21 protein-coding genes are annotated in these 21,337 nt (G+C 59.4%); 4 read left to right on the top strand and 17 right to left on the bottom strand.

Annotation, left to right across the window (positions count from 1 at the left end; genetic code table 11):
- Positions 1-242: 242 nt before the first annotated feature.
- On the bottom strand, positions 243-1,031 hold the full coding sequence (locus PMI36_RS22705; protein ID WP_008069078.1) for a response regulator transcription factor: 789 nt from the start codon (positions 1,029-1,031) through the stop codon (positions 243-245).
- Positions 1,032-1,144: 113 nt separating this feature from the next.
- Positions 1,145-1,615, bottom strand: coding sequence for a prepilin peptidase (locus tag PMI36_RS22710; RefSeq protein WP_008069076.1), 471 nt, complete (start codon positions 1,613-1,615; stop codon positions 1,145-1,147).
- A 75-nt stretch (positions 1,616-1,690) separates the two neighbouring features.
- Between PMI36_RS22710 and PMI36_RS22715 the strand changes: the two genes are divergently transcribed.
- Positions 1,691-2,131 (top strand): TadE/TadG family type IV pilus assembly protein, encoded by a 441-nt coding sequence (locus PMI36_RS22715; RefSeq protein WP_007907464.1) that lies wholly within the window; start codon positions 1,691-1,693, stop codon positions 2,129-2,131.
- A complete protein-coding gene (locus tag PMI36_RS22720; RefSeq protein ID WP_008069075.1) occupies positions 2,128-4,905 on the top strand; it encodes an ATP-binding protein in 2,778 nt (925 codons plus the stop codon). Before PMI36_RS22715 ends, PMI36_RS22720 begins: the two co-directional genes overlap by 4 nt.
- On the opposite strand, the gene PMI36_RS22725 is transcribed toward PMI36_RS22720, so the two are convergent.
- From PMI36_RS22725 to PMI36_RS22745, 5 genes are all read right to left on the bottom strand, one after another.
- Positions 4,875-6,857: a pilus assembly protein TadG-related protein gene (locus tag PMI36_RS22725; protein WP_032830142.1), complete on the bottom strand. Its 1,983-nt coding sequence runs from the start codon at positions 6,855-6,857 to the stop codon at positions 4,875-4,877. The genes PMI36_RS22720 and PMI36_RS22725 overlap by 31 nt on opposite strands.
- Positions 6,858-7,108: 251 nt before the next feature.
- Positions 7,109-7,666 (bottom strand): DUF4136 domain-containing protein, encoded by a 558-nt coding sequence (locus PMI36_RS22730; protein WP_008069073.1) that lies wholly within the window; start codon positions 7,664-7,666, stop codon positions 7,109-7,111.
- Positions 7,667-7,719: 53 nt separating this feature from the next.
- Complete coding sequence (locus PMI36_RS22735) at positions 7,720-8,337, bottom strand: DUF4136 domain-containing protein (RefSeq protein WP_008069072.1); 618 nt, start codon at positions 8,335-8,337, stop codon at positions 7,720-7,722.
- 12 nt (positions 8,338-8,349) lie between these two features.
- Complete coding sequence (locus PMI36_RS22740; protein ID WP_008069070.1) at positions 8,350-9,099, bottom strand: methyltransferase domain-containing protein; 750 nt, start codon at positions 9,097-9,099, stop codon at positions 8,350-8,352.
- On the bottom strand, positions 9,099-9,401 hold the full coding sequence (locus PMI36_RS22745; RefSeq protein ID WP_008069068.1) for a MazG-like family protein: 303 nt from the start codon (positions 9,399-9,401) through the stop codon (positions 9,099-9,101). The genes PMI36_RS22740 and PMI36_RS22745 overlap by 1 nt, the downstream gene beginning before the upstream one ends.
- Positions 9,402-9,684: 283 nt before the next feature.
- Here PMI36_RS22745 and PMI36_RS22750 point away from each other — a divergent pair, with 283 nt between their 5' ends.
- Positions 9,685-9,978, top strand: coding sequence for a hypothetical protein (locus PMI36_RS22750; protein WP_007907451.1), 294 nt, complete (start codon positions 9,685-9,687; stop codon positions 9,976-9,978).
- Between the two features lie 190 nt (positions 9,979-10,168).
- Positions 10,169-11,509, top strand: coding sequence for an MATE family efflux transporter (locus PMI36_RS22755; RefSeq protein WP_008069064.1), 1,341 nt, complete (start codon positions 10,169-10,171; stop codon positions 11,507-11,509).
- 19 nt (positions 11,510-11,528) lie between these two features.
- Here the strand turns inward: PMI36_RS22755 and PMI36_RS22760 are convergent, their stop codons facing one another.
- The 10 genes from PMI36_RS22760 to PMI36_RS22805 form a co-directional block, all read right to left on the bottom strand.
- Positions 11,529-12,326, bottom strand: coding sequence for a DUF4123 domain-containing protein (locus PMI36_RS22760; protein ID WP_008069061.1), 798 nt, complete (start codon positions 12,324-12,326; stop codon positions 11,529-11,531).
- Positions 12,323-13,648, bottom strand: a complete 1,326-nt coding sequence (locus PMI36_RS22765) for a type VI secretion system Vgr family protein (RefSeq protein WP_008069060.1) — start codon at positions 13,646-13,648, stop codon at positions 12,323-12,325. Before PMI36_RS22765 ends, PMI36_RS22760 begins: the two co-directional genes overlap by 4 nt.
- Positions 13,649-13,882: 234 nt before the next feature.
- Positions 13,883-15,796, bottom strand: a complete 1,914-nt coding sequence (gene speA, locus PMI36_RS22770; protein ID WP_008069058.1) for an arginine decarboxylase — start codon at positions 15,794-15,796, stop codon at positions 13,883-13,885.
- Between the two features lie 223 nt (positions 15,797-16,019).
- Positions 16,020-16,391, bottom strand: a complete 372-nt coding sequence (locus tag PMI36_RS22775) for a translation initiation factor Sui1 (protein ID WP_008069057.1) — start codon at positions 16,389-16,391, stop codon at positions 16,020-16,022.
- Between the two features lie 302 nt (positions 16,392-16,693).
- A complete protein-coding gene (locus tag PMI36_RS22780) occupies positions 16,694-17,263 on the bottom strand; it encodes an NUDIX hydrolase (RefSeq protein ID WP_008069055.1) in 570 nt (189 codons plus the stop codon).
- 3 nt (positions 17,264-17,266) lie between these two features.
- On the bottom strand, positions 17,267-18,334 hold the full coding sequence (locus PMI36_RS22785; RefSeq protein ID WP_008069052.1) for a DUF2333 family protein: 1,068 nt from the start codon (positions 18,332-18,334) through the stop codon (positions 17,267-17,269).
- Positions 18,335-18,488: 154 nt separating this feature from the next.
- A complete protein-coding gene (locus PMI36_RS22790) occupies positions 18,489-18,965 on the bottom strand; it encodes a hypothetical protein (RefSeq protein WP_008069050.1) in 477 nt (158 codons plus the stop codon).
- Between the two features lie 2 nt (positions 18,966-18,967).
- Positions 18,968-19,468, bottom strand: coding sequence for an Hcp family type VI secretion system effector (locus PMI36_RS22795; protein WP_008069048.1), 501 nt, complete (start codon positions 19,466-19,468; stop codon positions 18,968-18,970).
- On the bottom strand, positions 19,447-20,157 hold the full coding sequence (locus PMI36_RS22800) for a hypothetical protein (protein ID WP_008069047.1): 711 nt from the start codon (positions 20,155-20,157) through the stop codon (positions 19,447-19,449). The genes PMI36_RS22795 and PMI36_RS22800 overlap by 22 nt, the downstream gene beginning before the upstream one ends.
- Positions 20,154-21,305: a DUF2515 family protein gene (locus PMI36_RS22805; RefSeq protein WP_008069046.1), complete on the bottom strand. Its 1,152-nt coding sequence runs from the start codon at positions 21,303-21,305 to the stop codon at positions 20,154-20,156. The genes PMI36_RS22800 and PMI36_RS22805 overlap by 4 nt, the downstream gene beginning before the upstream one ends.
- Positions 21,306-21,337: the final 32 nt, after the last annotated feature.

Raw genomic sequence — 21,337 nt, 5'->3', positions numbered from 1 at the left:
CGCTTGGGGCGAGACCTTTTGGTTCCTTTTGGGGCGTTTGCCAAAAGGGACTCGCCGTAAGGGCGAAACCATAAGCCGCCGTTACCGCAGCAACGGATATGTACTCAGTCAACAAAATACAGGTCGGCTGTCAGGCCGCCTTCGCGAGCAAGCCCGCTCCCACAGTTGAACGGTGTATATCAGAGAAAGATTGGTCGGCTATAAGGCCGCCAAGATCAAAAGATTGCAGCCTCCAAAAAAACTCAGTGCGCAGTAAGCCGCCGCACACCAGCATTACCAGGCGACAACGCCAACGCCACTTGCGTGCGATTATGCATATGCGTCAACCGCAACACCTGCGACACATAAAGCTTCACCGTGTTCTCGGTAATCCCCAACTCACAGGCAATCTGATAATTGGTCTGCCCCTTGCCCACCAACCGCGCCACCTCCAGCTGCCGCGGCGACAGCTGATTGAAAACCGCCGGCATCTCCACCCGCTCCGCCTCACTGAATGCACCGCCAGCCGAATCCGACAAAGGCACAGAGGACGGCCCCCGACGAACCTTGTCCAGATCCTGATACAACTCGTCGATCGACTCACAAAGGTACTGCAGCTTTTGACTCAAATGCCCCAACTGCAGGTTTTTCTGCCGCTCTTGCAAGACCACTTCCTGGCGCTGCAAACCTTCGAGCAACTCATCCAGATCAATCGGTTTCTGATAGTAGTCAGCGAACCCGGCGCGCAAGGCCTTGATCACGTCCTGCTTGTCGGCGCGACCGGTGAGCATGATCGCCTCGAATGCCCGGTGTTTGCCGGACAACTGTTGCAGTGCCTGGACGAGTTGAATGCCATCCATGTCAGGCATCTGCAAATCACAGAGCACCAGGCCGATATCCTCGTATTCAGTGAAACGCTCGATCGCCTGCTTGCCGGACTGACAAGGAACACAGCGATAACCATTGCGCTCGATGAACTCGCACAGTTCTTCGACAACCAATGGTTCGTCATCGACCACAAGGACTTTTATTGCCGAGATACGCTTGTTCACGTGTCACTCCAGGCTTGATCGTTCCTGTACCCACTTCCGAAGGCTGTACAACAACTGTTTTGAAAGTAGACGCACTTTCCAACTATGTACATAGAACGAGTATTGCCCGGCGACTAATGCAGCCAGACCAGAGTAAGCAACATGCCCACCAATACGAACGGCGCAAAGGGCTGTTTTTTTGAAGTTCCTGGTCCCAGGTAACGAAGTCGATCCCTAAGCCCCTGCCCCATATACAGCCAGAGTCTTGGCGCCAACAGCAGCCAGAATGCACTGGCCAATCCGGCGCCGATGAAGCCGCCGAGCAGGTGCATACCGTCCGTCGCAAGCCCTAGCGTCGCCATCAGTTTCACGTCGCCCGCCCCAAGACGTTTCAATGCATAACCGGGCAAGGTGAAGGCCAGTGCCAACAACAAAGCCCAGCCACCCTGCACCGCCTCGGCCCCCAACCATGTGGTACCCGTCCACAACAGATACGTCAGCGCCAATACACCCACGCCAAGGGTCAGGCCATTGGCGATGTGCCGCTCTCGGACATCCTGTGCTGCGCAGAGCGTCAGCCAGATAAGTAGGACAAAGTTCTGCATCCGGTAATAAACGTCCGTTTTGGCTGAATGATTCTATGCTGATACTACGTCGTGATGGTCAGGGTAGACGCACTCATGAAAACAGGCCTCCCCCGCAAACAAAAAGGTGCCGTGGCGATTGAATTCGCCTTGGTGTTCATCATCTTTTTCGCCGTGTTTTATGGTCTGGTCAGTTACAGCCTGCCGCTGTTGCTGATGCAATCGTTCAATCAATCGACGGCCGAAGCGGTGCGCCGCAGTGTGGCGCTGGACCCGAGCACCGCCAATTACGACACTGCCGTCAGAAACATAGCGACCACTGAACTGACCCGGCAGCTGGCCTGGATTCCTGCCGCGCTGAACTTCAATGTGGCCACCGACGCCAGTGCCACCTATATCGGTGGCGTGCTGACGGTCACCATCAATTACCCCACTAGTAAACTGAATCAGGTGCTGCCGTTCCTGGTGCTGCCGGGGATCGGCTCGGTGCCCAATCTGCCGGCGACCCTTACCGCCCGCTCGAGCCTGCAATTTTGAGTTCCGGGGACAAGCTCTTCGGGCGCCTGCTCAATCGCCAACCGCAGCAGCCCTCGATCAGTGCTGACCCTGCGAGCCCTCCGAGCGTGCAACGTGTCGGTTTGCAGCTGCATCTGGATGACGAAGGCCGAGTGACTCAGCTGACCGGCCCGCTGCGGCATCTGCTGGCGCAACAAATGCCCGGCGCGCAGGCACCGCATCTGCTCGATTACCTCATGCCCCATAGCGGCCTGTCGGTCGAAGGCGCGCCCGCCGAGTGGCAGGGACAAAGCCTGGACCTGGATTTCTTCAGCCTCGGCGAACAACCGCTGCATCTGCGTGGCTGGGTGCAGCCGTTGGGCGAAAACTGGCTGTTGCAGTTGATCGACATTGGCGACCTGCTGCTCGAACGCCGACAAGCGCGCAGCCGTGAACAATGCCAGTTGCTCGCGGCGCAGGTCAGCGAACAGTTGCGCCTGTGCAGCCTGACGCGCTTGCCCGAGGTGCTGGCGGAGCAACTGCAAGGTCTGGCCCAGCGTTTTCAGATCCCGTGCATCGCCATGGCCTTGCTCGATGAACAGGCCGAGGGTTGGCTGATTCACCAGCATTACGCGGCCTTCGATGCGCCACTGTTGTGGGACATCGACCAACGCCTGGGTACCGGTCTCGACAGTTTGAATGGCTCCGTCCCTCAGCCGCTGATTCCCAGCGAACACCCGCGCCTGCAAGGCATCTTCGGCAATGCCGAAGGGTTCGCGGTGCCTTACCACAATGCCCAGGGCGTGGTGGCCTGGCTGCTCTGTGGTTTCTACCCGGTGCAACAGCGTGCCCCGGACCTGAGCGAACGCGACTGGTTGCAACTCACCGCCGCCCTGGCCGGCCCGCTGCTTGAGCGCTTGCGCGAGCATCAGCACCATCTGCAACTGGAGCGGCTGGAGTCTCTGCAAGCCTTGCTCGGCACCGGCTGGTGGGAGGTCTTCAGCGACACCGCCGAGGTGCAATTGGCGCCGTCGCTGGCAAGCATGCTTAACCTTGCGAGCACGCGTTTGCCGCTGCACGACTGGCTCGAACAGATCCACCCCGCCGACCGTGAAGAGCTGACGATTCGCCTGCAAACCTTGCAGGATGAAGGCGCGCCGTTGCTGCTGTGCGTACGCCTGCATCGCCCCGACGCGGCACAAACGCCGATCTGGTATCGACTGCAAGGTCAGGCCCTGGGCATAGGCAGAAACCGGCGGCTGGTGGGTTTCATGCTCGACATCAGCGACATCAAAAATCAGGAGCAGAACGCCGCTGCCGCCCATGCCCGGCTGAACAATCTGATTGCCAGTTCACCGGCGGTGATCTACGTGCAGCGCTATGTCGAAGGTGCGCTGCAACCGACATTTTTCAGCGACAGCCTGTTGCCGCTACTCGGTTGGTCGCTCGCCGATTGTGCCGCCGGCGCGCTGGTGGAACGGGTCCACCCCGAGGACCGTGACGGTTATTTCGAGCGCACCCGGCAACTGTTGCGCGAAGGTTCGGTGCGTGCCCGTTATCGGCTACGCGACAGTCGCGGCGATTACCACTGGCTGCTCGACGAAGCCAAACTGCTGCGCGACGACCTCGGGCTGCCAGTGGAAGCCGTGGGGCTGTGGCTGGATGTCACCGAGGCGACCCTGGCCGCCGAGCAAGTAAAACAGAGTGAAGAGCGCTATCGGATCCTGGTGGAAGATTCCCCGGCGATGATTTGTCGCTATCTTCCAGACCTGACGTTGACCTTTGGCAACCGCCCGCTGGCGACCTACCTGGAATGCCAGCCCGAGAAGCTGCCGGGGGTGAACCTGGGCAGCTGGATGTCGCCGGAACAGCGCGAAGCATTCCTCCAGCGGCTCAGTCACCTGAGCCCGGAGTTCCCGGTCAGTACCGCGGAAATCAACCTGCAACTGCCGGGACGGGAACACGCCTGGTGGGTCTGGTCGGATCGCGGTGTGTTCGACGAGCAGGGTCGCTTGCTTGAGATACAAGCCGTGGGCCGCGACAACACCGAAGTCCGGCGTGCCCAGCAACAGCTCACCCAGAGCGCGAAAATGGCCACCCTCGGAGAAATGGCCACCGGGCTGGCCCATGAAATCAACCAGCCACTGAACGTGATGCGCATGGCCATCGTCAATCTGCTCAAGCGTCTGAGCAATGGTGATGCGCAAATCGACTACCTGACCGACAAGCTCAACCGCATCGACGCACAAGTCCAGCGTGCCGCGCGGGTGGTGGATCACATGCGGGTATTCGGTCGGCGTTCGGAGATCGAGCAACACCCGTTCAATCCGGCTCAAGCCATCGAGGGCACGCTGTCTCTGCTGTCTGAAGGCATGCGTGGCAAAGGCGTCGAACTGCGGGTCAGCGAGACCGGGTTCGAGGTGCAGGTGCGCGGTTACGTCGATCAGCTGGAACAGGTGCTGATCAATCTGATGGTCAATGCGCGGGATGCATTATTGGGCAAGCGCGAGGCCGACCGGGAGTTCAAACCGTGGATTTCGGTGTATGCCGAACGCGATGAATACTCGGTGCGACTGTGGGTCGAGGACAACGGCGGCGGCATCGATCCACGACTGCTGGAGCGGATTTTCGAACCGTTCTTCACCACCAAACCGGTGGGCATTGGCACCGGGCTCGGGTTGTCGGTGAGTTACGGCATCGTCGCAAACATGGGCGGTCATTTGACTGTAAGAAACTCGACCGAGGGCGCGCGGTTTTGTATCGAGTTGCCGATTGCCACAGACGATCAGATCACCAGCGTCGCACGCCCCGAATGACAACTGAGATTGGCGCCGACGTCGACCTTGTTCAAGTCGATCCCCAGGCTTAACAGCAAGGTGTTGATCAAGCTGTCGAGCAACGGGCTAAGCACGCTGTTGATCGCGCTGACCAGCAAGGTAGTGACGCTGCTCAGGATCGTCCCCAGACCGCTGACGAGACTGCCCGACGGGCCATACATGTCCACGTGAATATTAAGCGGGGTATTGAGCAGACTGCTGACGATGCTGCCGGTGGTGAACGAGTAGTAGAACGGTGGCTGATTGATTTCCGGCAGGCTGCTGGCGGGTGGTGCAGAGTAGACGTGGGAAATGTTGGCGTTCGCCGCCACGCTGGTGTCGGCCACGATATCGATGCCGCCACCGACGCCGGGCACACGCGGATCGCAGGTGATGGGCAAGAACAGCAGCCTGCGACAGGTTTTGATCCCGATATCGATCACCTTCAACGGCTGCACCGTGACCGCTGGCGGCGTGGTGTTGCTGCCGAACATACTGGCCGCATCGATCCGGCCGATTTTCAGGTTCACCAGCGATGTACTGGTGTTGGTGGTCAGGGTTTTGTTGGTGTTACTGACGCAGCTGTAGGCCGTGACGTAACTGCTGGCGCTGGCGACCTCCAGCGCCACGTCGAGCCGTATTGGCCCCGGCAACAACTTGATGTCGGGTGTCTGGCAGGGCACGCCCAAGGCACACGTCAGTGAATTGAGCACCGCCACCAGGTTGAGATTGAGCAAGGCGTTGAGGGTGTTGGTCAGCGGTCCTGCCAGATCGGTTACCGCATTGACCAGCGCCACGATGGCGTCGAGTGCCGGCAAGTCGATCGACAGCAATGTGCGAACCTGCGCGGTTCTCACGTAGATCCGATTGGGTCCCAGTGGATCCAGCGCCGCGTTTTTCGGATTGCCGATTGCCGAGAGTTGCGGCGGCTCCAGGACCTGCACTCGAGCCGTGATTTGCGCCAGCCCCGCCAGATTGATCGGCAGCGTCGCCACCAGACCGTTTTTCTTGTTGGCCAGTTGCACGATGCCTTCGATCAGGTTGAACACGCTCACGTTAGTCGCGAACGCCGACATGTTGATGCCATTCTCGACGTGCAACAAATTGCCCAGCACCACGGTCGTGGAGCCTGCGGCAACCTTGAGTGCTTGCAGACCGACGATGGTCGCCGTCGCGCCGAGCGTGCCGCCGGGGTCCAGCACATTGACGGCCGTCTGGATCAGCTGGCTGACGGCCACCGAAGTGCCCAACACCTGGCTATACCCGGCGGCGTTGAGGCCCAGGTCGACCTTTAATCGATCGAGGTAACCGAGCAGGCTGATGTTGGTGTTCAGCAACCCCTCCCAACCCGCCACGGAGAGGTTCAGATTGCCGCCCAACAAACCAGCGAAAAGTCCATTGAGCGTGGCCGACTTGCTGGCATCGATACTCAGCACCGTACTGCGAATGGTCAGCGATGCCAGCGGAGGTGGCAACGCTGCGACGGCGGTCGCGGTCAGGTTGAGGGTCGCACCGGCTGGAGGACCGCCGAACAGGGCGCCGATGCCGCCGGCGACACTTTGCTGGATCGAACGGCTGACGCTCACCCGAATGGCTTCGCTGCTGCTCGGATCAGCCGTAAAAACCCGAAGATTATTGGCGTCCAGACTCAAGGTGCCACAGGCTACCGCCAAGCTGTGGGTGGAGTCAGGAAGGGAGAAGTCGTTGCGGTTTGCACTGGCGGTGGCATAGGCGGTAGCGGTGGCACCCACGGCGCAATCACCGTTACGCGTGGCAGCCTCCAGCGCGGCCATATCCGCCACCCGTTGCAAGCTGCGTTTTTCCAGGTACAGGCGGCCGCTATCGACCACGACCAGCAAGAACACCAAGGCCATGCCCAGGGTCAGCACTGCCATCAAACCGATCGCTCCCCGTTGCCGGGCCGGGCTACGAAACTGCAAGCAGGGAGACAAGGGCGCACTCCTTTGCCGGCACACCGCCGAGGGTTACCTCCATTGGTGAGAAGCAGTGTAGACAAGGGTTGGCCAGATTGCTGGCAACTCGCCATCCAAGACAACAAAAACTCAATGTCGGAATGGGTTTATGTGGGAGCGGGCTTGCTCGCGAAGGCGGTCTTTCAGTCGGCATTGATGTCGTCTGACACTCCGCTTTCGCGAGCAAGCCCGCTCCCACAATGGATCCGTGGTGTTGGTTAGTTCAAGGTTTAACGCGGTGGATAGTTCGCCAATATCCGCCCGACCGTCTCGTGGATTTTATTGCTACGATCCTGCGGGTTCGGTGTGCGACTAAGCGTCTGCTCGTCGCTGCCGCGCCACACCAGTTTGCCGTCCTTGCCATCGAGCAGGTCGATCTGAATGGTCGCCACCTTGTAGCTGATGTTGCGCGTTTCGTTGTACATCGGCCCACCCCAGTAGCCGTACCATGGGCCACCATAACCACCGCCATAGTGAGTGGTCACCTGCTGCTGACGATCTTCGACGATCAGGTAGGCCTGCACCCTCAGATCCGGACTGGCGCCGGCGGCGGCCGGACGCAAGCCGCGCTGATCCAGCTGATCGGCAACGGACTGGCGGATGCGTTGTTCGGTCAGGTCACTCATGATCCGTGGATCATCGGGGCGGTATTGCACGGCGGGCTCTTTCCAGCTCCAGCTACGATAGGCGGCAAAGTCGCGGCTGGCATCGAAGTCATGATTGACCTGGTTGGCAGCGCAGGCAGTGAGCAGCGCGGCCATGGCCAGTAAAGCGAGACGGCGGAACATGATTTTTCTCCGATAGAAGACATGCACCTGCGGGAGGCTTCCTGTACGGGAAGCTAACTAGGAGGATACGCCGACATAGCCTTTTCGACAGCTTCGCGTATGGCATCGGCACGCTCGCTCTGGCTGCCCTGGCTGCTGGTTTCGGCACTGGCACTCCATACCGGCTGGCCGGTGCTCGCGTCGAACAGCTCGATACGCACCACCACGACTTGTACCTGATAAGTGCGGATGACCGGCACCGTGTTGTACATGCCGTAACCGCTGCCGTAGCGGTTATAACCGCCGCCGTAATAACCCCCGCCGTAACCATAGTCGTCCTGCACCTGACGCAAGCGGGTTTCCAGATGCAAATCGGCGCTGACCAACAGGTCCGCCGGGCGGTTGTCGTGCAGTGGGCGCAAGCCGCGTTGATCCAGGGCATTACTGACCGCTTCGGCCATCTGCGCCGAGTCGGCCCAGGCCGTGCCCGGTGGCAGGCGTCCGTTGAGCCAGGCCCAGCTGCGATAGCGACCGTAATCGCGTGGCGGCGCCGGGTAGGCGCTGTGGTCGAAGGTGGTGGCGGCCTGAGGCGGTGCCGGTGGCAGGGGATTGGAGGTCGCGACATAAGGGTTGCTGCCCTGACAAGCCGCCAACCCGAGACAGATCACCAGTAACCCTGAACGACTTTTCATTTCGCGCTCCGCTCAGATCGGCCGACAGATCCAGTGCAGGTAGCGCCCAAGCCCGGCGAAGCTTGGGTGACGGCGGTGGGCCAGTTCCATTTCCAGCAAGTCCGGCAGTTCGACGCGGGCCTGGAATTCCACTGGCATGTAGTCATAAAAAACCCGCACCCCACTCTGGGTTTCGACCTGCCACATGCTCTCCAGTTGCGCCGCCAGTTCCCGTGGATCCAGTGGCTGCTGCGGCGTCAGGCTCTGCTTTTCGCCGGCCATGTCGTTCTTGCGCATCTTGCGGAAATGACCCTTTAGCAAGTTGCGGTAGATCAACGCATCGCGGTTGTAGAACGCCAGGGACAACCAGCCGTCCGGCTTCGTCAATTGATGCAGCACCGGTAAAATCGCATGGGGTTCGGCCAGCCATTCCAGCACGGCGTGGCATAGCACCAGGTCGTAGGGTTCGGTGAGCTGACCGAGCAGATCCTGCCACGGCGCCTGGATGAACGTCGCCGTCTGCCCCGCTTCGGCGAAGCGCTGGCGGGCACCTTCAAGCATCGGCTCGGCGGGTTCGGCGAGGGTCACCTGATGACCGCGCTCGGCCAGCCACAACGACATGTGGCCCAGGCCGGCGCCGATGTCCAGTACGCGCAGCGGGCGGTCCGGCAGGGTTTCGGCCAGGTCGGTTTGCAGCACCGCGAGCCGGATCGCACCTTTGGCGCCACCGTAGATTTTTTCAGCGAAACGGGTCGCCAACTGATCGAAATGACGGTCGCTCATCAGCTGAACCGCCGTTCGCTGTCCGCAAGCTTGCTGCGCACCACTTCATTCATGTCCAACCCCAACTCGCTGCACAGCAGCAGTAGATACAACACGATGTCACCGACTTCCTGCCCGACATGGGCGAGCTTGTCCGTCGGCAACTGGCGTGACTGGTCTTCGGTCAGCCACTGGAAAATCTCCACCAGCTCGGACATTTCCACGCTCGCGGCCATGGCCAGGTTTTTCGGGCTGTGAAATTGCCGCCAGTCATTGCGGTCGCGAATGGCGTGCAGGCGTTCGGTCAGTTCAACAAGGTTCATCGGGCTCTCCTGAAGGCGTATAGCTTCAGGGGGATGGCGGGTGAAGGCAAGATCTATGTAGCAGCTGCCGAAGGCTGCGTTCGGCTGCGCAGCAGTCGTGAATATGGCTGACGCGCTCTGCCTGACGTACCGCAATTTCCGGTTTGACGACTGCTGCGCAGCCGAACGCAGCCTTCGGCAGAGATGTTTGCGCCATACTTGGACGGTCGGGAACTCGACAGCACGATCAATAGCCCAACGGTCGGATCCGGCAACCACGCCACCACTCCATCAGGACGTACACATGCAGGTAGAAAGCTTTTTCGAATGGCTCGGCCAGATAATCGGTTCGGCCATCCGGTTCATCATCGACGCCCTCAGTGGTCTGTTCAACCTGTTGAGCAACGCCGGCAGCAATTTTGTCGAAGGGTTGGCCCAGGCGCTGGGCATGGAGACTTCGATCGTCAGCATCATCACGCTGATCATCGGGCTGATGCTGTTATGGGCGGCGATCCGCGCCTTCATGAACGCGTCGATCATCATGGGGATTATCTGGTTGTTGCTGGGGTTGTGGTTGCTGAGCTGGATCGTTCATTAAGGCAACCCACCATCAATGTGGGAGCGGGCTTGCTCGCGAAAGCGGTGGGTCAGGCGACTGATATGTTGAATGTAAGAAAGCCTTCGCGAGCAAGCCCGCTCCCACATTGGATCTGTGATGTTTTGTAGATTGCGTTCACTTGGCTGAACACAATCTGCCGCTACAATGCAGGCGCCCCCAAGGAGCCTGCATGCCCAACCTGATTGCCGACTGGCGCGACCGTCCGACCCATCGTCGAGTCTGGGCGCTCGCCGCCCCGATGATTCTCTCGAACATTTCCGTACCGCTGGTAGCGCTGGTCGACAGTACCGTCATCGGCCACCTGCCCCATGCTCATCAACTCGGCGCTGTCGCGGTGGGCGCCAGCCTGTATACCTTTCTTGCCTGGGCCATGGGCTTTCTGCGCATGGGCTCCACCGGGTTCGCCGCCCAGGCTGCCGGGCGCGGGGATGGCGCAGCGTTGCGGCAGATTTTGCTCCAGGGTCTGTTGTTGGCCATGGGCCTGGCCATCGTGTTGGGCGCAGTGGGCGTGCCGTTGAGCGGGGTCGCGTTGCACTTCATGCAACCGTCGGCCGAGCTGGATCATCTCACCCGCGAGTTCTTCCACACGCGGCTGTTTGGCTTGCCGGCGGCGCTGGCAAGCTACGCGCTGGTGGGCTGGTTCCTCGGCACCCAGAACGCTCGGGCTCCGTTGGCGATTCTGCTGAGCACCAATCTGGTCAACATCGCGTTGAACCTGTGGTTCGTACTCGGTCTGGAGTGGGGCGTGGTCGGCGCGGCCCGGGCCTCAGTGATCGCCGAGTGGACCGGCGCGCTGATCGGCCTGTTCATGACCCGCAAGGCTCTGCGCGCCTATCCCGGCCATATCGCCTGGGCAGCGCTGGCGTTGTGGCAGAGCTGGCGCCCATTGCTGGCGGTCAATCGCGACATCTTCATTCGCAGCCTGGCATTGCAGTCAGTGTTTTTCCTGATCACCGTGCAAGGCGCGCGGCTGGGCGATGCCACGGTTGCCGCCAACGCGTTGCTGCTCAACGGTCTGCTGCTGACCGCCCATGCGCTGGACGGTCTGGCTCATGCCGTAGAAGCCCTGTGTGGACACGCCATCGGTGCTCGCGACCGAGAAGCCCTGCGTCGGTCATTGGTGGTGGCGTGCGGTTGGTCGTTGCTGGCGAGTGTGGGGTTTGCCTTGCTGTTTCTGTTCGCCGGGCACCTGTTCATCCAGATGCAGACGGACATCCAGAGCGTGCGCGATACCGCATTCCTATACCTGCCTTACCTCGCGGTGCTGCCGCTGATTGCCGTCTGGAGCTACCTGCTCGACGGTCTGTTCATCGGCGCCACCCGCGCTCGGGAAATGCGCAACGGTATGCTGCTGACGGTGATCCTGCTGCTGCCCTTCGCCTGGTCGCTGCAAGTCTTGGGCAACCATGGACTGTGGATAACCTTCCTGTTGTTCATGTTGCTGCGCAGCCTGACCCTTGGTGCATTCGCCTGGTACTTGCGCAAGCACGATAGCTGGTTCAAAGGATAACGAGGGCCGGCCTTCACGTTCAGGGTTGATCGTTTTGCCACCGGTTGCGCAGGCTATCGAGACGCTCCTGCTGGCTGGCTCCCGACAATGGCTGCCCGGCCACTGCGTCGGGATGCTGCAAGCGCAGCCATAACCAGTCATCGAGCACCGCACGCTCGCTGAAACCCAGCGCCAGCCCTTCCTGCAAGTAAGCCCACAAGCTGTTGTAGCCGGTGTCGGTGGATCGGCTCCAGCGCCAGGCGTGTTGTTCCAGCAGGCAGGTTTGCAAGGTGTCTCGCTGACGCAGGCTGAGGTTTTCTTCAATGGCCAGCGGCCGGACGGCAAGCCGCGGATTGAACAACTGCTGCCAGCCCTGACAGCCTATCGCCCGGTCGGCCCAGGTGCCACCGAACCAGCGCAACTGATCGATCGGACCGAGCCAGCGACTCAACTCCTGCGCATCGCAGGCATCGAAAAAATAACTCGCCGTGTGTGGATTGTAGTAACTCAACAAGGCCCGGTGATGCAGACCCAAGGTGACCGTGAGCATGCGTCGCAAATGCTCCAGCAACTGCGATGACGTTGCTTCACTGGCTAGCAGCAATCCGCTCCAGATGTGCGGCGCACTTTGGCACAGCTCGGTCAGTGCCGGGCATTCGCGAAGGTCGACCAATACCGGGCCGTACTCACGCAACGGGTGAAACTCAGTGCCTTCGAACAGGCGGAACCATCGGGCATGAGCAAACTGTTGCCGCAAATTCGCACCGGCCTGAGGCTCGCCCGGAACATCGAGCAACAACCATTGCGCAGTCGAGTCGGGCGCCTGAGCGGCGATCATGCCGCACCGCTCTGGCCAAACTGCGTCGCCGCCCGACAGGTGCAGAAGGACTGCGTGCAATGACTGAAACTGCCGCCACCGGGCAGCAGGCACAGGAGCACCAAGGGTTCGCTGGATTGCAGCATGCCCAGCAAGCCGTCGAGCGCCAGGTTCGCATCGGTCACCAAGGAAGGTTGCAGGTCGGGTATGACTGGCTCTGTGCTCGACGCTGCGCCGGGAAGAAATCCGCTGATCAAGGGTTGATCCGGATCGCCTTCGATAAAGCTCACCAGCACCTGCGCCCCTTCGCACAACGGCAGACTGCCTGCGTCTCCCAACTCGGGAGCCAACGGCAACCAGCAGTGGCTGGGCGCTGCGCCTTCCCCCTGATAAAGCCAGTCAAACTGCACCGCTACCGGTCTGGACAGATCCGGTTGAGACTCATCGACCTCGACTACCCACGCTCGTTGCAGGCTGTGCATCCTGGGTTTCATGACCGAATGATCTGCCACGAAAGGCACTTCCTGCACAACGGCGCGCAGTTGATTGCTATAGGAAAACCCTGGCTCCTGCCCCCCTTGATGCTCGACATGGGTCAGTAGCCAGAGACGATTCCAGTCCACACACGGGTGGCCGGACAGCGGCATCAGTTGACCGCTGCGCAGCGTCGCCAGATTCGTCTGGCCTTCGGCGATCTGACCGCAGCCGTGAAGCTTGAACTGATGCACACCTGGCCGTTCGTTCTCACCCTCAAAGACGCTCTCTTCGCCACGACTGAACTGCCCCAGGCCATCACCGAAAACCAGACAGTGTCCTGCGCGTGCGCAGTGTTCGAAATGGTAATGAAGGCGTTCCTGGGCACACAGACGCTGGAGAAACTGCAGGTCTGACTCCCGGTACTGCGTGCAGAAATCACGGGGCGGGTAATCGCCGCTCAGGTCGAAGCGACGCCCCTTACCGGCAATGCCATGCTCCTTGAGTACTTGAGCGAGAATCTCCGGCACCGAGCGCTGGCTGAAGATTCGCTGATTGAAGCGCTGGCCCAGACACGCCAGCCTGGGGCCGAGACGCACACGACATAACCCGGGCTCACCGCCATGGCCAAGCTGAACGAGGCCAAGCAGCTGCCCGTGAATACCCTGCCCCTGGGGCCCGAAGTGCAAAAAGGCCGAACGATACAAAAGGCTCGCAAGGTCCAGCGTCGGGTCATCGTTCAGCAGATCCACGTCGAACACAAAGGGCTCGCTGATGGCTTCACTACCGGTAAAGGCCAAGACCTCAAAGGGGTCGGGAAGACCCGCTATATCCAGACGAAATGACGGCTCGTTGACTGGATCGAACATCGGCGATTCTCTACAGGAGGGGCGGCCGGGGATTCTCGCTGAGAGACATGGCCGAGTAGAGTGCCGAAATACAACTTAGGAAATGACCTACGTGAAAAGAAGACCACATCGCTTGGATAGCCCGGTCTGTGGTTCATTTCACTTGAAAAAAGAGAAGCCCCGCACCAAGGTCATCTGAAATTTCCGCACTGTACGGAGAATTTTCAGACAACCCGATGAGAACGGAGCCTTACCTCAAGAAGACAGGTAAGACGAGCGGGTCAGGCCCAGACGCAAGGCATCGAGGAACTGGGTGCGCTCGGCGGCGCTGATGCGGGCACTGGCGCACTTGTCGCGGTAGTGGGTCATCAGCTCTTCCGGCGACAAGTGCACGTAACGCAGCATGTCTTCGATGGTGTCGTGGGTTTCGATACCGGCGTGGTACACGCTGCCATCGGCGTTCTGGTAGATGTTCACCGAGTCGGTGTCACCGAACAGGTTATGCATGTCGCCGAGAATTTCCTGGTAGGCACCCACCAGGAAGATCCCCAGCAGATAGTCTTCACCTTCGTTCAGACCGTGTACCGGCAGGCTGGTCTCGATGCTCTGCTCGTCGACGTATTGCTTGATCTTGCCGTCGGAGTCGCAGGTCAGGTCTTGCAACACCGCACGGCGCAGCGGCTCTTCGTCGAGACGGTGCAATGGCAAAATCGGCAGGACCTGGCCGATGGCCCAAGTGTCCGGCAGGCTCTGGAATACCGAGAAGTTGCAGATGTACTTGTCAGCCAGCTTGTCGTTGAGTTCGTCGAGCACCTGACGGTGGGAACGCTGACGGGCCTTCAACGAGTTGTGCAGGCGACGGCAAACGGCGAAGTAGCATTGCTCGGCCAGGGCTTTTTGCGCCAGGGTCAGCTTGCCATCGGCGTATTGCGTGGCGACGTCGCTCATGTAGTGCGTGGCGCGCCAGTAGGTCTCGGTGACCATTTCGATGTCGGTCGGGCCAAGCAGGTCAACCAGCCACTGCACGGTTTCCGGCAGCTCTTCCTTGTTATCGATCTTTGGCACGTCGTCGTTGTGTTTCTCGACGTCGGTGACCTGAACCACCAGCATGGCGTGGTGAGCAGTCAGGGAACGGCCGCTTTCAGAAAAGATGTTCGGGTGCGGCAGGCTCTGCGCATCGCAGAACTCCTTGAGCATCCCGACCACGACACCGGCGTAATCGTCCATGTCGTAGTTGATCGAACTGGCGTTACGCGAGTGCGTACCGTCGTAGTCCACGCCCAAACCGCCGCCGACGTCGATGTGATCCACCGGCAGGCCAAGGTTGCGCAGCTCGCCGTAATAACGGATCGCTTCCTTGAAGCCGTGCTGGTAGTCCGCCAGGTTGGCGATCTGCGAACCCATGTGGAAGTGCAGCAGGCGAATGCCCTGATCCAGGCCGGCGGCGCGGAAACGCTCGACCACCGACAGCAGTTGCGCCGCCGACAGGCCGAACTTGGATTTTTCGCCACCGGTGTCTGCCCACTTGCTCGATGCCAGGGACGACAGACGCACGCGCAGGCCGACCTGCGGCTTGACCTTGAGCGACGCGGCTTCTTCGATCACCAGACCGACTTCGGATTCTTTCTCGATCACGATGAACACGTTGTGACCGAGTTTCTGGCCCATCAGCGCCAGACGGATGAACTCGCGGTCCTTGTAACCGTTGCAGACGATGGTGCCGCCCTTCGGCGCCAGCGCCAGTACCGCCAGCAGCTCAGGCTTGGAGCCGGCCTCCAGACCGATGGAAACGTTCTGGGTGGCGATGATGTTTTCGATCACCGCTTCCTGCTGGTTGACCTTGATCGGGTACAACGCCGTGTACTTGCTCTGGTATTCCAGACGCTCAATGTTGGCATCGAACGCACCGGTCAGCTGACGCACGCGGTCTTGCAGGATGTCAGGGAAACGCACCAGCAACGGCAAGGACAAACCACTTTTGCGCAGTTGGTCGACTTGCTCGAAGAGGTCGATAGGCGAACTGGTCGGACCGTTCGGACGAACTTCGACGCGACCGGCGTCATTGATCGCGAAATACCCGGCCCCCCAATGGCGAATCCCGTAAACACTGCGGCTGTCCGCAACTGTCCATTGGCTGCCATCGTCTTTGCGTGTGCGTCGTACGGACATCGAAGTCCCCTATAAAGAAGTCATAGAGCGTCGCCTGGGTTCAGGCCGGCGCAGTCTAAAGAATGAAAATGACGATTAGCCTGCATGCAAGGGGCATAGACCTCGCATTCAGCGCTGAGTTTAGAAACCGGTCAGAACAGGCTCTGTGAAAACCATGTAGACGACGCCGGACCAGAATTGAATCGGGGCCGGATCAAGCCGAGGGTGGTTTTCACAGAGGCTGCTAGCCGCCGGACTTCTTCGCTTTGAAACCGTGTTTGATCAGCTCGGCCAAGAGTAGCTCGACATGATCGCCCTGGATTTCGATGATTCCTTCTTTCAACGCCCCACCGGTCCCGCATCGTTTTTTCAACGTCGTGGCCAGCTCCTTGAGCGCGTCTTCGGCCAACGGCACACCGGTGATGGTGGTCACCGTCTTGCCGCCACGGCCCTTGCTTTCGCGACGCACGCGGGCAATGCCGTCGCCGGCCGGGATAACGGTCTGTTTGCAGATGCAGGCATCCACCGGTTTACTGCAATCCGGGCAATGACGACCTGCGTCGGTGGAAAATACCAGGCCACCAAGGGCGGCGAAGGATGCGGCTTTTTTGGCCACCGGCAATCCTCTTGGGAGGACAAAGACTGGTCGCGGCAACCCGGGAGGGAGCCATCGACCGCGAAGCCCCACTCAGGCAGGGGCAGCGCTACTGGACCGTTACACATCGGTGTATGAGCGTAGGAGCTGTGCAACGAGGCTGCGATCTTTTGATTTTTCTTTTGAATCAAGATCAAAAGATCGCAGCCTCGTTGCACTCGACAGCTCCTACATTCCTACAACAAGCATTACCGGTTCAGCTTGAAAAGGTCGCGCAGTGTAACGGCAAAAAGCCGACTTGCTAAGAGCCAATCGGCGCCAATTTATACCTTCTTTGCGACGTCGATTTGTCGGGCTTTCAGATAACGCTGTAAAGCTGCCAGGGAGTCCGGGCAATAAGGCTTCTGCGTGATTTCCAGCAGGACCTGATCGATCGGGATGAAGCGCGCTTCCAGCACCTCTTCCGGCTGCAGGATCAACGGGCCGTCCCACACTGCCGAAAACGCCGAACACCAGAGTCGGTTGCCGGTGTCCTCAAAGAAAAAGTGATCATGGGCGGTCAGTTCCACCCCGCTCACGCCCAATTCCTCTTCCAGCTCACGGGCCGCCGATTCGGCGTAAGTCTCGGTGGCCAACACCATGCCGCCGGCCGCCACGTCCCAGTAACCGGGGTAGATCGCTTTGCTCAATGTGCGCCGGTGTACGCACAACTCACCGGCGGAATTGAACAGCATGATGTAGGTGCCACGCCCGATCAGCTCGCGTTCGCGCAACTCGGAGCGCACCAGGGCGCCGAGCAGGTTGTCCTGCTCGTCGACCCAGGCGATCTGTTCGGCATCGGAGGCCGCGCGATGAGCGGCCTCCCGCATGCCATCGAAGGAGTTATCAACCATGACTCAGCCCTGATTGAGCAGTTGACGCAAATCGATCACCGCGGCGTTGGCCCGGGAGATGTAATTGGCCATGACCAGCGAGTGGTTGGCCAGCACACCAAAGCCGCTGCCGTTGAGGATCATCGGACTCCAGACCGGCTCTTGCGAAGCTTCCAGCTCACGAATGATCTGGCGCACGCTGACCGTGGCGTTCTTCTTCGCCAGCACATCGGCGAAATCGACTTCGATGGCACGCAGCAGGTGGGACAACGCCCAGGCCTGACCGCGGGCTTCGTAGAACACGTTATCGATCTGCAGCCACGGGGTCTCGACGACTTCTTCGTCAACCTGCGGCACCTGACCGAGCGCCGGGACTTCAGTCTTCAGTGCGGTGTTGAGCTTGACCCGGCCAACACTGGCCGACAGCCGTTGCGACAGCGAGCCCAGACGGGTTCCCACATCACCCAGCCAGTTGTTCAGGTTGTCGGCGCGGGCATAGAACAGCGCACTTTTCTGGTCAGGCCCCGATAGACGTGCCTGATAACGGCTCAGGGAGTTGATGCCTTCCAGGTATTCCGATTCACTGGAGGGCAGCACCCAGCTCTTGTTGTCGAAGTTGAAACGCGGCTCGGCCTTGGCCAGGTCGGCGTCTTCAGCGGACTGCGACTGGGAACGGGCGAAGTCTTTACGCAGCGCACGACTCAGGTCGCGGACCTGGACCAGCACGCCATATTCCCAACTCGGCATGTTGTCCATCCACAGGCCCGGCGGAAAACGGTCGTTGGAAATATAACCGCCCGGTTTGGTCAGCAAAGTACCGGCAACGGTCTTGAGGGTTTCCACCGTGGTGTACCCGACCACCATCTGTTTGCCTTCTTTCTCGGCCGCCACTTGGGCATTCTGCTGAACCGGGAACAGCGCCGGCTCCTGGCTCCAGTACCAGCCCAGCGCGATCGCCACCAACAGGTAAAGAACAATCAGTGTAGCCAGCGCCCGGCTGAACAACAGGCCGCCAAGATAACTGCGGGTGGCCGATTTCGGTTCAGCGGCACGCTCAGGCGCGCTGCCTGTGCGGTTCTTCCAGTCCAGCATGGCGGTATCCTTTCAATCACTTGAGTTCATCGGTTCGACCACAACCATACAACAACGTGCCTTTGACCGGCACCTGCCGTTAGGTCTATCCGGAAAATTATTGCCCGAACCTGCGACGGCCGTTGCCAACTAAGCTCAAGTATCCATGCCAGCGCTAAACGCCGATAACCTTCATTGAGATCTGCTGCACCCCGGCCGGCGCAAAAAGATGGGCGATACCCTCGCCATCGGTTCGGCGCTGCACCGACTGCCCATCCACCGTTGCGAGGTACGACAACTGCGCCAGCGGCTCGGCCGTTACACTGTCAACGAGGCGAAAGATTCTTGGCGATCGCGAGGGTTGAACCGGCGGATTTTTCATCAACTCGATAACCCTCTGATCGAGTGTACGCGCCGGCATCACCCAGTCGCCAAAGTCAGCCTCCGACCGAATCAACCACCACTCGCCACGCTCGACCTGCTCCAGCACCTCGCTGTCGATATTGATCAGCAGGCCCGCACGCAATTCGTCGAGGCCGTCGATGGATTGCCGATCGAGCAGCGCCTGGCGCATGTGATCCAGTGCTTGCTCGCTGGAATAAGCATGTTGACGCTCCCACGTGGACAGATAAATTTCATTGACCAGCCTCATATCTACTCCTCGGCGGACCATTCATCGGAGCCCATGGTCCGGCTGATCTCATGCCGCCAATAGATCCGCCGATAGCTGAAGTGGACCTTTTCCAGTTGAGTCAGGTGAGCGGTGCCGGGGTCCTGACAATGCGGCATCAGCACTTCGGCCCCGATGATCACCGCATCTTCAAGCTCCATGGTGTAGAAGTGCTCCTGCGTTCCGTGAGCCGAGGTGCGATACCACTCGACACGGCACTTGCTGAGCAGTTCTCCTGAACACAGAGCGATGTTAATCAGCGGCGAAGCTTTGTCGATTGCCTTGGTGATGACCAAGGGTTTGTGCATCCGGCGCCCCGCGCCCGCCCCTTTGGGCACGAAAATGCCGTGGCTCAGGGCCTGAATCATGATCTGGTCCTCGCGGCCCAACTGATAGACGTTGCCCACTGATGCTTCGGTGAAGGAGCCTGCGCTGATCAGGCCTTGTCTTTCACCTTGGAGGGTCATGAAGGCGGGAGTTGGCATGGTGGGGCTCCGTCAGATTTGGATGGAAATAAGGAAGTGATCGGATGGTCTTGAATCCGTGCATGCTCGGCGTTTTCAAAAGGTAACCAGGGTTCAGCAAGGGTGACGAAGATCAAATAGCGCTGGTCAGTTCGATGACGAGAACGATTGGACGGTTCAAGGTCCAGCTTTAGCTGATACTTATCACCAGCCAACCAGAAAGACATCGCATACCCTGTGCCATCCCGAAGCCAAGCTCGCCATTCAGGCGTATCGGCTATCACAGGATCATCAAGAACTTTCGCCGCAACCCAGCCTTTCTCGCGCCATTGATCATGCAAGCCCAGTACGACTTTAAGAGCGTCATCAAGCGGTAGTGGCTCGATTTGTGGGGATAAACGCACTCTTCCAACCCGTCCGTTTTTGGACGTGATTGTGAAATAGCGGGCCAGTGGCGTGACAAAACCATAATCAGGGTCGTTGAAACGCAGGCATACGCCGGATCTGGATTTGTTGGACCATACCTTTCCCGATGGTATGGGGCCGATGGCAGCGTTTGAACGCTGAAGCATATCCTCCCAAGGCTCATTGATATTCAGTGAGACTTCGAAGTCGTCCAGCGTAGAGTCAATCCACCAGCGCAGTAACGTCACCGCCAGCACCATCAGCAGTATGAAGCGCCAACCATCGATCCATCGTCGGAAACTCATGGAGGTGCACCACCAGTCGCGATTTCCCGGATCGACTGTTCTAGAGCAGAACGGTTGTCGTCGCGCAACAGATCATTAAAACGTTCGGCAGCCCTGAGTACAAATACCATGCGCTGTTCAACATCGGAGAGGTTGGCCAGAGGATTATTGCCAAAACCAATAGTGCGCCCATCATCAAGTCGCTGACATTGACTGGTAAGTGTCAGCTCGATTGCTTGGGCTACGCCTGAAGGGAAACCCGTAACAAAAGACGCATGATTGCCCTGCAGCAAAGCGGCGAGATGCGAGTCCTCATAAATAGTTGGCTGCAAAATATTTCGTTGTTCATGCTCTGCCAGATACTCCACGCTCAATGCCACATCGCCTGCTTCAATCGCGTCGAAAGCTTTCAAGATTTCGTCTTGTTGCAACCCGAATTGGAGCTTTTCCTGCCCTACTGGCCAAATCATCGGAAATTCCGGATGGCCAAAAATCCCAACCCGCGCCTTCAGGCACGTTTTCAATTCCTTGAGGCCTCGCTTCGCGTAAAACACATGTAGAGGAAAAATATCCAGAAACAGCGTGGTGTTACCCAATGCCATCATCTCCTGCACATATCGAAACTGCTGCTGCACCACAGACAAGTCCTCCCCCGTTAAATGCAGGTCAACAGAGGGAACAGGATTGCGCGAGTCTGCTTCCTTATAGTCACGCAAGGCTTCTGCCTGTTCCGCCATTCGATCAAGCCGCAACAATCCGAACTCTCGGCGGCTATCTCGTAATCGCTGCCTGGTTTCCCGCTCATCACGGATTCGCGCCACACTGTGCGCCGCATGCAAAAGTCCACAGCCGACCTGCTTAGAGGCAAAAGCCGCTAGCCCAGCCCACTGAAACCGCGAGTCGTGTAACCACAGTCGGGCATACGCAGCATTGATCGCTCGATTCCGCTCCACTGGGTCAACGATCAAGATGCCATCAGGAGCGATGATGTCTTCGGCCTCGCGCTGGTAGATGCGCCATAGGCCAGAGCAAGTCAGGATCGGCACGTCCGTAACGAGGGTCTTGCTGCCATAAAGCCGCACTTCTTTGCATTCACAGTCAGCAACGGGCGTGCTGTTTTGGTTCAGGCGCTGATCGTCTATGGGGCGTTGTTTGAAACACTGGGTCATGGTTTGCGGACGAGCGACTAAGGGAATCCCTG

This window comes from Pseudomonas sp. GM79, assembly GCF_000282495.1.
Lineage (GTDB): Bacteria > Pseudomonadota > Gammaproteobacteria > Pseudomonadales > Pseudomonadaceae > Aquipseudomonas.
This window is presented reverse-complemented; position numbering and strand designations above follow the sequence as displayed.

Bases quoted from the DNA above. Each gene is read 5' to 3' on its own strand.
- PMI36_RS22750 (WP_007907451.1), top strand. From the start codon at position 9,685: ATGCAGGTAGAAAGCTTTTTCGAATGGCTCGGCCAGATAATCGGTTCG.
- PMI36_RS22715 (WP_007907464.1), top strand. From the start codon at position 1,691: ATGAAAACAGGCCTCCCCCGCAAACAAAAAGGTGCCGTGGCGATTGAA.
- PMI36_RS22765 (WP_008069060.1), bottom strand. From the start codon at position 13,648: ATGTTCGATCCAGTCAACGAGCCGTCATTTCGTCTGGATATAGCGGGT.
- PMI36_RS22805 (WP_008069046.1), bottom strand. From the start codon at position 21,305: ATGACCCAGTGTTTCAAACAACGCCCCATAGACGATCAGCGCCTGAAC.
- PMI36_RS22795 (WP_008069048.1), bottom strand. From the start codon at position 19,468: ATGCCAACTCCCGCCTTCATGACCCTCCAAGGTGAAAGACAAGGCCTG.
- speA (WP_008069058.1), bottom strand. From the start codon at position 15,796: ATGTCCGTACGACGCACACGCAAAGACGATGGCAGCCAATGGACAGTT.
- PMI36_RS22800 (WP_008069047.1), bottom strand. From the start codon at position 20,157: ATGAGTTTCCGACGATGGATCGATGGTTGGCGCTTCATACTGCTGATG.
- PMI36_RS22790 (WP_008069050.1), bottom strand. From the start codon at position 18,965: ATGAGGCTGGTCAATGAAATTTATCTGTCCACGTGGGAGCGTCAACAT.
- PMI36_RS22780 (WP_008069055.1), bottom strand. From the start codon at position 17,263: ATGGTTGATAACTCCTTCGATGGCATGCGGGAGGCCGCTCATCGCGCG.
- PMI36_RS22755 (WP_008069064.1), top strand. From the start codon at position 10,169: ATGCCCAACCTGATTGCCGACTGGCGCGACCGTCCGACCCATCGTCGA.
- PMI36_RS22730 (WP_008069073.1), bottom strand. From the start codon at position 7,666: ATGTTCCGCCGTCTCGCTTTACTGGCCATGGCCGCGCTGCTCACTGCC.
- PMI36_RS22760 (WP_008069061.1), bottom strand. From the start codon at position 12,326: ATGATCGCCGCTCAGGCGCCCGACTCGACTGCGCAATGGTTGTTGCTC.
- PMI36_RS22710 (WP_008069076.1), bottom strand. From the start codon at position 1,615: ATGCAGAACTTTGTCCTACTTATCTGGCTGACGCTCTGCGCAGCACAG.
- PMI36_RS22740 (WP_008069070.1), bottom strand. From the start codon at position 9,099: ATGAGCGACCGTCATTTCGATCAGTTGGCGACCCGTTTCGCTGAAAAA.
- PMI36_RS22785 (WP_008069052.1), bottom strand. From the start codon at position 18,334: ATGCTGGACTGGAAGAACCGCACAGGCAGCGCGCCTGAGCGTGCCGCT.
- PMI36_RS22735 (WP_008069072.1), bottom strand. From the start codon at position 8,337: ATGAAAAGTCGTTCAGGGTTACTGGTGATCTGTCTCGGGTTGGCGGCT.
- PMI36_RS22745 (WP_008069068.1), bottom strand. From the start codon at position 9,401: ATGAACCTTGTTGAACTGACCGAACGCCTGCACGCCATTCGCGACCGC.